The 14,083-nt window shown below is 61.8% G+C and carries 12 protein-coding genes; 8 read left to right on the top strand and 4 right to left on the bottom strand.

Annotation, left to right across the window (positions count from 1 at the left end):
* The first annotated feature begins 62 nt into the window (after positions 1-62).
* A complete protein-coding gene (locus tag AC3I65_RS04900) occupies positions 63-1,268 on the top strand; it encodes an aminotransferase class V-fold PLP-dependent enzyme (protein WP_188251271.1) in 1,206 nt (401 codons plus the stop codon).
* Positions 1,265-1,669: a SufE family protein gene (locus AC3I65_RS04895; protein WP_488523507.1), complete on the top strand. Its 405-nt coding sequence runs from the start codon at positions 1,265-1,267 to the stop codon at positions 1,667-1,669. The genes AC3I65_RS04900 and AC3I65_RS04895 overlap by 4 nt, the downstream gene beginning before the upstream one ends.
* Positions 1,670-1,786: 117 nt before the next feature.
* Here AC3I65_RS04895 and tcdA read toward each other — a convergent pair whose 3' ends face one another.
* Positions 1,787-2,599 carry a tRNA cyclic N6-threonylcarbamoyladenosine(37) synthase TcdA gene (gene tcdA, locus AC3I65_RS04890; RefSeq protein ID WP_003198205.1) on the bottom strand — a complete coding sequence of 271 codons (813 nt, stop codon included), beginning with the start codon at positions 2,597-2,599 and terminating at the stop codon, positions 1,787-1,789.
* 399 nt (positions 2,600-2,998) lie between these two features.
* Between tcdA and dapE the strand changes: the two genes are divergently transcribed.
* From dapE to AC3I65_RS04875, 3 genes are all read left to right on the top strand, one after another.
* Positions 2,999-4,150 (top strand): succinyl-diaminopimelate desuccinylase, encoded by a 1,152-nt coding sequence (gene dapE, locus AC3I65_RS04885; RefSeq protein ID WP_047227551.1) that lies wholly within the window; start codon positions 2,999-3,001, stop codon positions 4,148-4,150.
* Positions 4,150-4,959 (top strand): putative RNA methyltransferase, encoded by an 810-nt coding sequence (locus AC3I65_RS04880; RefSeq protein WP_076386196.1) that lies wholly within the window; start codon positions 4,150-4,152, stop codon positions 4,957-4,959. Before dapE ends, AC3I65_RS04880 begins: the two co-directional genes overlap by 1 nt.
* Positions 4,960-5,041: 82 nt before the next feature.
* Positions 5,042-5,419: a hypothetical protein gene (locus AC3I65_RS04875; protein WP_047227549.1), complete on the top strand. Its 378-nt coding sequence runs from the start codon at positions 5,042-5,044 to the stop codon at positions 5,417-5,419.
* 177 nt (positions 5,420-5,596) lie between these two features.
* Here AC3I65_RS04875 and AC3I65_RS04870 read toward each other — a convergent pair whose 3' ends face one another.
* Entirely contained in the window at positions 5,597-5,806 is a 210-nt protein-coding gene (locus AC3I65_RS04870; RefSeq protein ID WP_003184959.1) for a cold-shock protein, read from the bottom strand.
* 226 nt (positions 5,807-6,032) lie between these two features.
* Between AC3I65_RS04870 and plsB the strand changes: the two genes are divergently transcribed.
* From plsB to AC3I65_RS04855, 3 genes are read left to right on the top strand one after another with little or no spacing between them, the layout of a single operon-like run.
* Complete coding sequence (gene plsB, locus AC3I65_RS04865) at positions 6,033-8,534, top strand: glycerol-3-phosphate 1-O-acyltransferase PlsB (RefSeq protein ID WP_488523506.1); 2,502 nt, start codon at positions 6,033-6,035, stop codon at positions 8,532-8,534.
* Positions 8,535-8,585: 51 nt separating this feature from the next.
* On the top strand, positions 8,586-8,984 hold the full coding sequence (locus tag AC3I65_RS04860) for a YbaY family lipoprotein (RefSeq protein ID WP_047227547.1): 399 nt from the start codon (positions 8,586-8,588) through the stop codon (positions 8,982-8,984).
* 32 nt (positions 8,985-9,016) lie between these two features.
* Positions 9,017-9,706 (top strand): DUF4197 domain-containing protein, encoded by a 690-nt coding sequence (locus tag AC3I65_RS04855; RefSeq protein WP_076386199.1) that lies wholly within the window; start codon positions 9,017-9,019, stop codon positions 9,704-9,706.
* A gap of 136 nt (positions 9,707-9,842) precedes the next feature.
* Here AC3I65_RS04855 and AC3I65_RS04850 read toward each other — a convergent pair whose 3' ends face one another.
* Both AC3I65_RS04850 and AC3I65_RS04845 read right to left on the bottom strand, forming a co-directional pair.
* Entirely contained in the window at positions 9,843-12,908 is a 3,066-nt protein-coding gene (locus AC3I65_RS04850; RefSeq protein ID WP_047227545.1) for an efflux RND transporter permease subunit, read from the bottom strand.
* 6 nt (positions 12,909-12,914) lie between these two features.
* Positions 12,915-14,015: an efflux RND transporter periplasmic adaptor subunit gene (locus tag AC3I65_RS04845; RefSeq protein WP_160891642.1), complete on the bottom strand. Its 1,101-nt coding sequence runs from the start codon at positions 14,013-14,015 to the stop codon at positions 12,915-12,917.
* Positions 14,016-14,083: the final 68 nt, after the last annotated feature.

Below are 14,083 nucleotides of genomic sequence, written 5' to 3'. Positions count from 1 at the left end.
TCACCTGTGGGAGCAAGCTTGCTCCCACAGGGTCCGGCGTAACTCCAGCAGGGCCCGAAAGCATGTTGATTCCCTCTCCCTGGCGCGCCGATTTCCCGGCCATCGCCGCCTTGCAACGGCAAGGCCAGACCTACCTGGACAATGCCGCCACCACGCAAAAACCCCAAGCCCTGCTGGACGCCCTGGCGCATTACTACGCCAATGGCGCGGCCAACGTGCACCGCGCACAGCATCTGCCGGGCGCCCATGCGACCCAGGCATTCGAAGACAGCCGACTCAAAGTGTCGCAATGGCTCAATGCCGGGGATTGCGGGCAAATCGTCTTCACCCATGGCGCCACTTCGGCGCTGAATCTTCTGGCCTATGGGCTGGAACATCTTTTCAATCCGGGCGATGAAATCGTCATCAGTGCCCTGGAACACCACGCCAACCTGCTGCCGTGGCAACAACTGGCCGAGCGTCGTGCGCTGACGCTGGTGGTGTTGCCGCTGGGTGCCGACGGGGTGATCGATATCAGCGCCGCCGCCGAACTGATCGGCCCACGTACGCGCCTGCTGGCGGTGAGCCAGCTGTCCAACGTGCTGGGCACCTGGCAGCCCTTGCCAGCGCTATTGGCCCTGGCCAAGGTCCAAGGCGCGCTGACGGTGATCGATGGCGCCCAGGGTGTGGTTCATGGCCGTCACGATGTGGAGGCACTGGGCTGCGACTTTTATGTATTTTCCAGCCACAAGCTCTATGGCCCCGAAGGACTGGGCGTGTTGTTCGGCCGCACCGAAGCGCTTCATCAACTGCGTCATTGGCAGTTCGGCGGCGAGATGGTGCAACAGGCCGACTACCACAGCGCCACGTTCCGTCCGGCGCCACTGGGCTTCGAAGCCGGCACGCCGCCGATTGCCAGTGTGATCGGCCTGGGCGCGACCCTCGACTACCTGTCCGGCCTCGACCCGCAGGCAGTCAGCGACCATGAAACTGCATTGCATGACTACCTGCTCCACGGGCTGCTGGCGCGCAATGGCGTCCGCCTGGTGGGCAATCCGAGCCTGGCCCTGGTCAGCTTCGTGGTCGAAGGCGTGCACAACGCCGACCTGGCCCACTTGCTGACCGAACAAGGCATTGCTGTACGCGCCGGGCATCACTGCGCCATGCCGCTGTTCAAACATCTGAAGCTGTCGGGGGCGATTCGCGTGTCGCTGGCGCTGTACAACGACTCCGCCGATATCGAACGCTTCTTCGAAGCCCTGGACCAGGCCTTGGAGCTACTGCGATGAGCCTGCCGTTCGAGGCCGCCGAGGCGCTGCAGATTTTCCAGGACGCATCGAGCTGGGAGCAACGCGCCCGGCTGCTGATGAAATGGGGCGAGCGCCTGCCGCCCTTGAGCGATGCGGATAAGTGCGACGCCAATCTGGTCCATGGTTGTGAAAGTCAGGTGTGGTTGGTGGGACGGCTGCAGGACGGACATTGGCAGTTTGCCGCCAGCAGCGATGCGCGGTTGATTCGTGGGCTGGTGGCGTTGCTGCTGGCGCGGGTCAACGGCTTGTCGGCTGACGAGTTGCAACAGGTGGATTTGCCGGATTGGTTCAATCAGTTGGGATTGTCGCGGCAGTTGTCGCCTTCGCGCAGCAATGGTTTGAATGCGGTGTTGAAGCGGATGCTTGAGTTGACTGAATGATCGCCATCGCGAGCAGGCTCGCTCCCACAGGGGATCCGTGTCGTACACAAAACTTGTGTTCCATGAGATCCAATGTGGGAGCGAGCCTGCTCGCGATGAGGCCATCAGCCCCAGTGCTCAAACCTGAGGCTTAACCCGGTCCGCAGGCCGCCGCACACCCGCCACAATCTTATCCACAGCCTTGGTCGCCGCGACCATGCCGAATGTCGCGGTCACCATCATCACCGCGCCAAACCCGCCAGCACAGTCGAGCTTGACGCCGTCGCCGACAAAGCTCTTCTGCAAGCAGATGCTGCCGTCAGGTTTGGGGTAGCGCAATTGTTCGGTCGAGAACACACAAGGCACGCTGTAGTGACGGGTCACGGTACGGGAAAATCCGTAGTCGCGGCGCAGGGTGGAACGCACTTTCGAGGCCAGCGGGTCGTTGAACGTGCGGTTCAAGTCGCACACCTGGATCAACGTCGGGTCGATCTGCCCACCCGCGCCGCCGGTGGTGATGATCTGGATCTTGCGGCGTTTGCACCAGGCGATCAGCGCCGCCTTGGCGTTGACGCTGTCGATGCAGTCGATCACGCAGTCAATGTTCGGCGTGATGTATTCGGCCATGGTGTCGCGGGTGACGAAATCCGCCACGGCATGCACCGTGCAGTCGGGGTTGATGCCGCGCAGGCGCTCGGCCATCACCTCGACCTTGGGTTTGCCGACGGTGCTGTCCAGGGCGTGCAGTTGGCGGTTGGCATTGCTGACGCAGACATCATCCAGGTCGAACAGCGAAATCTCGCCCACGCCGCAACGGGCGATGGCTTCCGCCGCCCAGGAACCAACGCCGCCCACCCCGACAATCGCCACATGGGCCGCCCGCAGGCGCTCCAGGCCTTCGATGCCATACAAACGGGCGATACCGGCAAACCGTGGATCTTCTGTACTCATGACCATTACCCCAAAAACCGGCGCGCATTATAGGGCTTTGCTGCGGCAATTCGAGCCGGTCGCGAAATGAATCCGACCAATTTCCCTTGTGGGAGCGAGCTTGCTCGCGATAGCGGTGTGTCAGTCAATATTGATGCGGCTGATCCGACGCCATCGCGAGCAAGCTCGCTCCCACAGGTTTCGTGGTCCAACTGACCAGCACCAGGGGCCCACCGGGGTCGTTTTGCTATAAGATAACCGCCATTTTGTAAGCCTCGACCGAATACAATCCAACGGTCGAACTCAGGACCTGTGGGAGCAGGCTTGCTCGCGAAGGCGTCATCACTGACGCTAAAAGCTTCGCGAGCAAGCCTGCTCCCACATGGACTGTGATCTCCTTTCCAGCTTTCGGAGTTTTCCATGACGGCCCACGCCGACCTCTCGCCGACCCTGCAACTCGCCTGCGACCTGATCCGCCGTCCGTCCGTGACGCCGGTGGATGCCGATTGCCAGAAACTGATGATGCAGCGCCTGGGCAGCGCGGGCTTTACGCTCGAACCGATGCGCATCGAGGATGTGGATAACTTCTGGGCCAGCCATGGCAAGCATGACGGCCCGGTGCTGTGTTTCGCCGGGCACACCGACGTGGTGCCGACCGGTCCGGTGCAAGCCTGGCAGCTCGACCCGTTCGATGCGGTCATCGATGAACACGGCATGCTCTGTGGCCGTGGCGCGGCAGACATGAAAGGCAGCCTGGCGGCTATGGTGGTGGCAGCGGAACGGTTTGTCGCCGACTACCCGGACCACAAAGGCTCGATCACCTTTCTGATCACCAGCGACGAAGAAGGCCCGGCCCACCACGGCACCAAGGCCGTGGTCGAGCGCCTCAAGGCCCGCCAGGAACGCCTGGACTGGTGCATCGTCGGCGAGCCGTCGAGCACCACCCTGGTGGGTGACGTGGTCAAGAACGGCCGCCGCGGCTCCCTCGGCGCCAAACTGACGGTGCGCGGCAAGCAAGGCCACGTGGCCTATCCGCACCTGGCGAAGAACCCCATCCATCTGGCCGCGCCGGCCCTGGCAGAGTTGGCCGCCGAGCATTGGGACCACGGCAACGACTTCTTCCCGCCCACCAGTTTCCAGATTTCCAACCTCAACGCCGGCACTGGCGCGACCAACGTGATCCCCGGCGACCTGGTGGCGGTGTTCAACTTCCGCTTCTCTACCGAGTCCACCGTCGAAGGCTTGCAAAAACGCGTCGCCGATATCCTCGACAAGCATCAACTGGACTGGCACATCGATTGGGCGTTGTCGGGCCTGCCATTCCTCACCGAACCAGGCGCGTTGCTGGATGCCGTGTCTTCGAGCATCAAGGATGTCACCGGTCGCGAGACAAAAGCCTCCACCAGCGGTGGCACCTCCGATGGCCGCTTCATCGCCACCATGGGCACCCAAGTGGTGGAACTGGGGCCGGTCAACGCGACCATCCACCAGGTCAACGAGCGCGTGCTGGCGGCCGACCTCGACGTGCTGACCGAGATCTACTACAAGACGCTGATCAAGTTGCTCGCCTGATGCTCGCCTGCCCGATCTGCAGTGAACCGCTGAACGCGGTGGACAACGGCGTGGTATGCCCGGCCGGCCATCGCTTCGACCGCGCGCGGCAGGGTTACCTGAACCTGCTGCCAGTGCAGCACAAGAACAGCCGCGATCCCGGCGACAACCAGGCGATGGTCGAAGCCCGCCGCGACTTCCTCAACGCCGGGCATTACGCCCCTGTCGCCCGGCGCCTGGCCGAACTGGCCGCCGAGCGCGCGCCCGGTCGCTGGCTGGACATTGGCTGTGGCGAGGGTTACTACACCGCGCAGATCGCGCAAGCCTTGCCGGATGCCGATGGCTACGCCCTGGACATCTCCCGCGAGGCGGTCAAACGCGCCTGCAAACGCGATCCACGGCTGACCTGGTTGATCGCCAGCATGGCCCGCGTACCGCTGGCGGACGGCTGCTGCCAGTTTCTGGCCAGCGTGTTCAGCCCGCTGGACTGGCAGGAGGCCAAACGCCTGCTCAGCCCCGGTGGCGGCCTGATGAAGGTCGGCCCGACCAGCGGCCACCTGATGGAATTGCGCGAGCGACTGTACGACGAAGTGCGCCAGTACACGGATGACAAACACCTGGCCCTGGTGCCGTCGGGCATGGTGCTCGATCACAGCGAAACCCTCGAGTTCAAGCTCACACTCATAAGTGGCCAGGACCGCGCCAACCTGTTGGCGATGACGCCCCACGGCTGGCGCGCCAGTGCCGAACGCCGCGCCAGCGTGATCGAGCAGGCCGAGCCGTTCGAGGTCACCGTGTCGATGCGCTACGATTATTTCGTTCTTCAATAACTTTTAATTCCCGGCCTCGGGCAACCGCCAGAGGCCAGTTAAATCCGCGAATGGATTTTTCAAGACCGCAGCGAGGACATCCATGCGCCAACCCGATATCGAGATTTACCTCAAAGACGCCGACGTCGATCACAAGGCCATTGCCGCGTGGCTCGGCCAGGCCCTGGGCCCGTGCAGCGACTGGGTCCAGAAAGGCCAGACCTACAAGTGCAAGGCCGGCGATATCCCGGTGACCTGGCTACCCAAGGCTGTGGGTAAATGGAACAGCCTGTACCTGGAAAGCGACCAGACCCCGTGGGAAGACGACATCGCCTGCGCCCGTGCAGCCTTTGCCGCGCTGAACGTCGAAGTGCGCTGCGCACCTGGGTCGTGGGTGGAGGAAGAAGGTGAAGAGTCGGCGGATCGCTGGATTCGCATCAGCGCCGATGGGGAAGAAGAGATTACCTGGAAGACGGCGTGACTATCTGAGGGCCACCCTCGCGATGCCCGCCGCAGATACAAAGGTAAAAGCACAACCCATGTGGGAGCGAGCCTGCTCGCGATAGCGGTAGATCAGCCAGATTAGAAGTGACTGACACACCGCTATCGCGAGCAGGCTCGCTCCCACAAGGGGTTTTGTGTCGCCAGTGAATGCGGGTTACAACCCCACCACATCCTCAGCCTGCAAGCCCTTCTGCCCTTCCACCACCGCGTACTCGACCTGCTGGCCTTCAGTCAGAGAACGATGGCCTTCGCCACGGATCGCGCGGTAATGCACGAATACATCCGCCCCGCCTTCACGCTGGATGAAGCCGTAGCCTTTGGCGTCGTTGAACCACTTCACATTGCCGGTTTCGCGTGCTGCCATGATTGCTCACTCCCATTTTTATTTTTAAGTCGGCCTTTCGATAGAAAGCCGTACGATCTTCGCCGCCGTCCGGCCGTCCACGAGGAAGGCAGAGGCAGTCAGCCGCCCGAGTATATGACAGACGTAAAAACTCTCAACTGACTTTACTTCGGCGCTTTTTTGCCGATTTTCGACGAATCCGGCACACTAGCCGCCGCTTTATCTTATCCACTCATGCAGAAGCCGTATGACCCGTTCCCCGTTCCGCCGTCTTGTGTTTGGCACCCTGCGCCGACTGTTGTACCTCTGGGTTCGCTCCGAGACGATCAATCAGTCGTCCTTCACCCTCAACCTCGACCGCAGTCGTCCGGTGTTCTACGTCCTGCAAAACCCTTCGCTCACCGACCTGGCGGTGCTCGACACCGAGTGCACCAAGGCTGGCCTGCCCCGCCCGGTACTGCCGGTGTCCGTGGGCAACCTGTTGGAACCGGCGGCGTTTTTCTACCTGACCCCGGAGCCGGACTGGCTCGGCCGGCAGGACAAACGCGGCGCGCCGCCGACCCTGACGCGACTGGTCAATGCCCTGACCCACAACGCCGCCGAAGACGCACAGATCATCCCGGTCAGCGTGTTCTGGGGGCAGTCGCCCGACAGCGAATCCAGCCCGTGGAAACTGTTGTTCGCCGACAGTTGGGCCGTCACTGGCCGGCTGCGGCGCTTGCTGAGCATCATGATCCTGGGGCGCAAGACCCGCGTGCAGTTTTCCGCGCCGATCCATTTGCGCGAACTGATCGAGCACGACAAGGGCCACGAACGCACCGTGCGCATGGCCCAGCGGATCCTGCGGATACATTTTCGCAACTTGAAAGCGGCGGTCATTGGCCCGGACATTTCCCACCGACGCAACCTGGTCAAGGGGCTGCTGAACCAGCCTCTGGTCAAACAGGCGATTGCCGACGAGGCCGAGCGGGAAAAAATCACCCCGGAAAAAGCCAAGGCCCAGGCGCTGCGTTACGGCAACGAAATCGCCTCGGACTACACCTACACCGCGATCCGTTTCCTGGAAGTGGTGCTGAGCTGGTTCTGGAACAAGATCTACGACGGCATCAAGGTCAACCACATCGAAGGCGTGCAGAAGGTCGCTCAGGGCCACGAAGTCATCTACGTGCCGTGCCACCGCAGCCATATCGACTACCTGCTGCTGTCGTACCTGCTGTTTCGCAACGGCCTGACCCCGCCGCACATCGCCGCCGGCATCAACCTCAACATGCCGGTGATCGGCGGCCTGCTGCGTCGGGGCGGGGCGTTTTTCATGCGTCGTACCTTCAAGGGCAACCCGCTCTATACCGCGGTGTTCAACGAGTACCTGCACACACTGTTCACCAAAGGCTTTCCGGTGGAGTATTTCGTCGAGGGCGGTCGCTCGCGCACCGGACGCATGCTGCAACCCAAGACCGGCATGCTCGCCATCACCTTGCGCAGCTTCCTGCGCTCATCGCGCATGCCCATCGTGTTCGTGCCGGTCTACATCGGCTATGAGCGCGTCCTGGAAGGCCGCACCTACCTGGGTGAACTGCGTGGGGCGAGCAAGAAGAAAGAATCGATCTTCGACATTTTCAAGGTCATCGGCGCCCTCAAGCAGCGCTTCGGCCAAGTAGCGGTGAACTTCGGTGAGCCGATCAAACTGGCGGAGTTTCTCGACGGCGAACAGCCGGGTTGGCGCCAACAGGAGCTGGGCCCGCAATTCAAACCGGCCTGGCTCAACGCAACCACCCACCGCCTCGGCGAGCGGGTGGCCCGGCACCTGAACGAAGCGGCGGCCATCAACCCGGTCAACCTGGTCGCCCTGGCGCTGCTGTCCACTAGCCGCCTGGCCCTGGACGACCGTGCCATGGCCCGGGTGCTGGACCTGTACCTGGCGTTGTTGCGCAAAGTGCCGTACTCGCCTCACACCACCTTGCCCGAGGGCGATGGTCGAGCGCTGATCGAGCACGTCAAAGGCATGGACCTGCTGTCGGAACAGAGCGATGCCCTGGGCAAGATTCTGTATCTGGACGAGCAGAATGCCGTCCTGATGACCTACTACCGCAACAACGTGCTGCACATCTTCGCCCTGCCGGCGTTGCTGGCGAGTTTCTTCCAAAGCACTTCGCGCATGAGCCGCGAACAGATCCTGCGCTACACCCGCGCCTTGTACCCCTATCTGCAATCGGAATTGTTCATTCGCTGGTCACTGGAAGAACTGGACGCCGTGGTCGACCAATGGCTCGAAGCGTTCGTCGAACAAGGGCTGCTGCGTTTCGAAAAAGACCTGTATCTGCGCCCGGCCCCGAGCTCACGGCATTTCGTGCTGCTGACCCTGTTGTCCAAGAGCATCGCGCAGACCTTGCAGCGCTTCTACATGACCGTCTCCCTGCTGCTCAACAGCGGCCAGAACAGCATCAGCGCCGAAGAACTGGAAGACCTCTGCACGGTCATGGCCCAGCGCCTGTCGATCCTGCACGGCTTGAACGCACCGGAATTCTTCGACAAGAGCCTGTTCCGGCATTTCATCCAGACAATGCTGGACCTGGACGTACTGCGCCGGGACGAAGCGGGCAAGCTAAGCTATCACGAGCTGCTGGGTGAACTGGCCGAAGGTGCGGCCAAGCGGGTCCTGCCGGCGGAGATCCGTTTGTCGATCCGTCAGGTGGCGTTGCATCGCAGTGAAGATGCGGCAGATCAGGTCATCCCGCTGGTTGCGGACTGACCCCACAGGCGCCAGGTTCTCTCTGGCGCCCTCAATATGGAAATGCCCCCAATGAAAAAGCTTCTTCTCGTCGCCGTTGCCACGTTACTCAGTGCCTGCTCCAGCGCACCGCTGGCGAGCAAAAACAGTCTCGACGGTGAAGTGTTCTACCTGCAGCGCATCGCCCTGCCGCCTACCGCTGTCTTAAGCGTGAGCCTGCAGGATGTGTCCCTGGCCGACGCCCCCGCGGTGGTGCTTGATGAACAGAGCGGTCCGGTCAAGGGCCAGGTCCCGCTGCCGTTTCACCTCAGCTATGATCCGGCCCAGGTCAAACCCGGCCATCGCTATGCCGTGAGCGCGCGCATTGAAGTGGACGGCCAGTTGATGTTCATCACCACCGAACAACACACCGTGCAGCTCGATGGCAAAGATCCACAGCCGCTGAAGATCCGCGTCAACGCCGCCCGCTGATTTCTCTTTCTAATTTTTTCAAGGAAGCTGCCATGCTCCGCTCTACGCTCCGTTTCACCAGCCTGTGCGCCGGCCTGTTGTTCTGCGCCAACACCATGGCCCTGTCCCTGGCCGACCTCTCGCAGAAGGACGCCACCGGCGGCCTCAAGGACGCACTGACCCAGGGCGCCCAAGTAGCCGTCAAGCAGTTGGGCACACCCGGTGGCTTCAGCAACAACCCCGAGGTGAAGATCGAACTGCCGGGCAAGCTCGGTAAAGTCGCCAGCAAGATGAAAGCCTTTGGCATGGGCGATCAGGTCGAACAACTGGAAGCCAGCATGAACCAGGCCGCTGAAGCCGCTGTGGTCCAGGCCCAGCCGATCCTGGTCAATGCCGTGAAGAACATGAGTGTGAGCGATGCCAAGGGGATCCTGAGCGGCGGCAACGATTCCGCCACGCAGTACCTGAACAAGAGCAGCCGCGAGCAGATCCGCGCCAAGTTCCTGCCCATTGTCAAGCAAGCCACCGACAAGGTTGGCCTGGCGCAGAAATACAACACGTTCGCAGGCCAAGCGGCGACCTTCGGCGTGCTGGACGCCAAAAGCGCCAACATCGAAAACTACGTGACCGAACAAGCGCTGGACGGTTTGTTCGAGATGATCGGCAAACAGGAAGCCACCATCCGCCAGAACCCTGCGGCGGCGGCGAGCAGTTTGGCCAAGAAGGTGTTTGGTACGCTCTGAGATTCAGCGCAAAAACACTGTGGGAGCGAGCCTGCTCGCGATAGCGGTATCAGCCATAACATCTGTGTTGACTGATACTCCGCCATCGCGAGCAGGCTCGCTCCCACATTTGATCTTCAGTGCTATCAGGATCGTGTCAGGTCTTCTTGACCCTGAACCACGCCGCATACAACGCCGGCAGGAACAACAGCGTCAACGCCGTCGCCACGATCAGCCCGCCCATGATCGCCACCGCCATCGGGCCAAAGAACAGGCTACGTGACAGCGGAATCATCGCCAGCACCGCCGCCAGCGCGGTGAGCACAATCGGGCGAAACCGTCGCACAGTGGCTTCGATGATCGCCTGCCACGGGGCGAGCCCCGCCTTGATGTCCTGTTCGATCTGGTCCACCAGAATCACCGAGTTGCGCATGATCATCCCCGACAAGGCGATGGTGCCCAACATGGCAACGAAACCGAACGGCTGGCGGAACACCAGCAGGAACAGCGTGACACCGATCAGCCCCAGGGGCGCGGTGAGAAACACCATGGCCGTGCGGGAAAAACTGCGCAGTTGCAGCATCAGCAACGTCAGCACCACGACGATGAACAGCGGCACGCCGGCGTTCACCGATTGCTGGCCACGGGCGGCATCCTCTACCGTACCGCCCACTTCCAGCAGATAACCGTCCGGCAGCTCGGCACGAATCGGGGCCAGGGTCGGGAAGATCTGCTGCACCAGGGTCGCCGGTTGTTCCTTGCCATAGATATCAGCCCGCACGGTCACACTTGGCAGGCGATTGCGGTGCCAGATAACGCCTTCTTCGAAGCCGTATTCCAGCGTCGCGATCTGTGACAGCGCAACGCTTGTGCCATTGTCGGTCGGCACCGCCAGGCTCGGCAGCAGCGACAATTCGGTGCGCTCATGCACCGTGCCGCGCAGCAGAATCTCGATCAGTTCGTTGTCTTCCCGGTATTGGCTGACGCTGGAGCCGGTGAGGGAACTGCGCAAAAAGCTCGACAGGTTAGCCGTACTCACGCCCAACGCTCGGGCGCGGTCCTGATCGACGTTCAGGTACACCACCTTGCTCGGCTCTTCCCAATCCAGATGCACGTTGGCCACGTAGGGATTCTCACGAACCTTGGTCGCCACTTTCCGCGCCAGGGCCCGGACTTGTTCGATGTGCTCACCGGTCACGCGAAACTGCACCGGATAACCCACTGGCGGGCCATTTTCCAGGCGCGTGACCCGCGAGCGCAGGGCCGGGAACTGCTCGTTCAACGTGGTGATCAACCAGCTGCGCAGGGGCTCGCGGTCTTCGATGGTCTTGGCCAGCACCACGAACTGGGCGAAGCTGGGTGCCGGCAGTTGTTGATCCAGCGGCAGGTAGAAGCGCGGTGAACCGGTGCCGACATAAGCCACGTAGTTGTCGATGCCCGCGTGGTCCTTGAGCAGCGCTTCAAGGCGCTTGACCTGCTCGGCGGTGTTGCTCAGGGACGCGCCTTCGGCCAGCTTCAGGTCGACCATCAGCTCAAGTCGCCCCGAGGCCGGGAAGAACTGTTGTGGCACGAAACGGAACAGCGCCACCGAGCCCACAAATAACAGCACGGTCAGCACGATGACGGTTTTGCGCCGCCGCACGCACCACTCCACCAAGCGCCGGACACGCTGGTAGAACGGCGTGCCGTAGGGGTCGAACTGGCCATCAGCGGTGCCGTGTTTGGCGGCATGAATTTTCGCCAGGTCCGGCAACAGTTTCTCCCCCAGGTACGGCACGAACACCACCGCGGCCACCCAGGAGGCCAGCAGCGCCAGGGTGACGACCTGGAAAATCGAACGGGTGTACTCACCGGTGCCTGACTGCGCCGTGGCGATCGGCAGGAAACCCGCAGCGGTGATCAGCGTACCGGTGAGCATCGGGAATGCGGTGCTGGTCCAGGCATAGCTGGCGGCCTTGATCCGGTCGAAGCCCTGCTCCATTTTGATCGCCATCATCTCGACCGCGATGATCGCGTCATCCACCAGCAGACCCAACGCCAACACCAGCGCGCCAAGGGAAATCTTGTGCAGGCCGATGCCCAGGTAATACATCGCGGCGAAGGTCATCGCCAGCACCAGCGGAATCGCCAGGGCGACCACCATCCCGGTCCGCAGCCCGAGGGAGAAGAAGCTCACCAGCAACACGATCGTCAGGGCCTCCACCAGCACCTGGACGAACTCGCCAACACCGGTTTTCACCGCCGCCGGCTGGTCCGAGACCTTACGCAATTGCATGCCGGCCGGCAGGTTGTTCTGGATACGGGCAAACTCCGCCTCCAGGGCCTTGCCCAGAATCAGAATGTCGCCGCCGTCCTTCATCGCCACGGCCAGACCAATGGCATCTTCGGCCATGAAGCGCATGCGCGGGGCTGGCGGATCGTTGAAACCGCGATGAACATCGGCGACATCGCCGATACGGAACGTGCGATCAGCGACACGAATGGGAAAGTCGCGGATCTCTTCTACTGTCTGAAAATTTCCCGATACCCGTAGTTGGACCCGCTCGCTGCCGGTTTCGAAAAAACCTGCGGTCGATATTGCGTTCTGCTCTTCCAACGCCTGCTGGACTGCCGCCAGCGGCACGCCGAGGGTCGCCAGCTTCACGTTCGACAGTTCGATCCAGATTTTCTCGTCCTGCAAACCCAGCAGTTCGACCTTGCCCACATCCTTGACCCGTTGCAGTTGGATCTGGATGCGATCGGCGTAATCCTTGAGCACGCCGTAGTCAAAACCATCACCGGTCAGCGCATAGATATTGCCGAAGGTGGTGCCAAACTCATCGTTGAAAAACGGCCCCTGGATGCCCGGCGGCAAGGTGTGACGGATGTCACTGACCTTCTTGCGGATCTGGTACCACAACTCGGGAATCTGCGCCGAATGCAGGGAATCGCGAGCCATGAAAGTCACCTGGGATTCGCCCGGGCGGGAGAACGAGACGATTCTTTCGTAATCGCCGGTTTCCATCAGTTTCTTTTCGATGCGTTCGGTGACCTGGCGAGAAACCTCCTCGGCCGTAGCCCCCGGCCAGTTGGTGCGAATAACCATGGCCTTGAAGGTAAACGGCGGGTCTTCGCTCTGGCCGAGCTTGGTGTAGGAAAGCGCGCCGACGATTGCCAGCAACAACATCAGGAACAGGACGATCTGGCGGTTACGCAGCGCCCATTCGGAAAGATTGAAGCCCATCGGGGATTACTCCTTGGCCGCCAGATTGACCACGCGGTTGGAGCGATCCACCGGCCGCACCTGCTGGCCGTCGAGGAGCACGTGCACACCGGCTGCGACGACCCAGTCATTGGGGCTCAGCCCTTCAAGCACCGGAACGTTTTTTTCGCCAAACGGGCCGACGCGCACCGGGACTTTTTTCAGGGTGTTATTGCCGTTGACTACCCACACGTAAGTGGCGCCGTTCTCGGCGGTGAGTGCCGACAGCGGCACCGACAGCGACACCTGGTCGCCGGTCTGGATAAACACTCGGGCACTCTGACCCAACTCAGCCGGAACACTGCCGGCGGTGAAGGCAACGCGAGCGGCGAAGGTGCGGGATCTGGGATCGGCGGCTGGCGACAGTTCGCGGATGCGTCCGCTGAAACGCTGATCGGGCTGGCTCCATAACTCCACCGAGACCGGCTGACCAATCTTGAACCGGCCAAAGCCCTGCTCCGGCAGGCTGATCAGCACTTCACGCTCGCCGTCAGTGGCGAGGGTGAAGACCGTTTGACCGGCCGACACCACCTGCCCTACCTCCACGGAACGCCGGGCAACCACGCCATCCTGAGGCGCACGCAGCACCGAGTAACTGGCCTGGTTGCTGGCGACATCGAATTCAGCCTTGATCTGCTTGAGCCGCGCGGCACCGGAGCGGTAGAGGTTTTCTGCGTTGTCGTACTGGGAGCGGCTGACCATCTGCCGCTCCATCAAGGTTTTGTAGCGATCACGTTCAGCGCGCACCAGGTTCAGGTTGGCTTCGGCGGCGGCGACTTGGGCACGGGTGGCTTCCAGCTGCAGGCGCACGTCCTGGGGATCGAGCTCGGCCAGGGGCTGGTTGGCCTTGACTCGCTGGCCCTCTTCGACCAGTCGTCGGCTTACTTTGCCGCCGATGCGAAAGGCCAGGTCTGGCTCGAATCGCGCCCTGACTTCACCCGGATAACTTTCCATCGCCTGGCCCGAAGGCTCTGGCTGCACCACCATGGCGGGGCGCACGGCAAGGGACACGGGTTCGTCCTGACCACACGCAGACAATAAAAAAACCAGGCTCACTGGCAGGGCGAGGGGCAAGGCATAGCGGAACATGGCGAGTGACCTTTCGCTAATGGTGCTTGGAATAATTATACTGACGAGTATGTTATTAATAGCAAACT

The organism is Pseudomonas sp. N-1-13, from assembly GCF_057787095.1.
Note: the sequence above shows the minus strand (reverse complement) of the source record. Positions and strands in the feature narration are given on the sequence as shown.

What these genes read in the sequence shown, in the direction of transcription:
- AC3I65_RS04875 (WP_047227549.1), top strand. Translation starts at nt 5,042, where the DNA reads ATGCGCCAACCCGATATCGAGATTTACCTCAAAGACGCCGACGTCGAT.
- dapE (WP_047227551.1), top strand. Translation starts at nt 2,999, where the DNA reads ATGACGGCCCACGCCGACCTCTCGCCGACCCTGCAACTCGCCTGCGAC.
- plsB (WP_488523506.1), top strand. Translation starts at nt 6,033, where the DNA reads ATGACCCGTTCCCCGTTCCGCCGTCTTGTGTTTGGCACCCTGCGCCGA.
- AC3I65_RS04880 (WP_076386196.1), top strand. Translation starts at nt 4,150, where the DNA reads ATGCTCGCCTGCCCGATCTGCAGTGAACCGCTGAACGCGGTGGACAAC.
- AC3I65_RS04860 (WP_047227547.1), top strand. Translation starts at nt 8,586, where the DNA reads ATGAAAAAGCTTCTTCTCGTCGCCGTTGCCACGTTACTCAGTGCCTGC.
- AC3I65_RS04855 (WP_076386199.1), top strand. Translation starts at nt 9,017, where the DNA reads ATGCTCCGCTCTACGCTCCGTTTCACCAGCCTGTGCGCCGGCCTGTTG.
- AC3I65_RS04900 (WP_188251271.1), top strand. Translation starts at nt 63, where the DNA reads ATGTTGATTCCCTCTCCCTGGCGCGCCGATTTCCCGGCCATCGCCGCC.
- tcdA (WP_003198205.1), bottom strand. Translation starts at nt 2,599, where the DNA reads ATGAGTACAGAAGATCCACGGTTTGCCGGTATCGCCCGTTTGTATGGC.
- AC3I65_RS04850 (WP_047227545.1), bottom strand. Translation starts at nt 12,908, where the DNA reads ATGGGCTTCAATCTTTCCGAATGGGCGCTGCGTAACCGCCAGATCGTC.
- AC3I65_RS04870 (WP_003184959.1), bottom strand. Translation starts at nt 5,806, where the DNA reads ATGGCAGCACGCGAAACCGGCAATGTGAAGTGGTTCAACGACGCCAAA.
- AC3I65_RS04845 (WP_160891642.1), bottom strand. Translation starts at nt 14,015, where the DNA reads ATGTTCCGCTATGCCTTGCCCCTCGCCCTGCCAGTGAGCCTGGTTTTT.
- AC3I65_RS04895 (WP_488523507.1), top strand. Translation starts at nt 1,265, where the DNA reads ATGAGCCTGCCGTTCGAGGCCGCCGAGGCGCTGCAGATTTTCCAGGAC.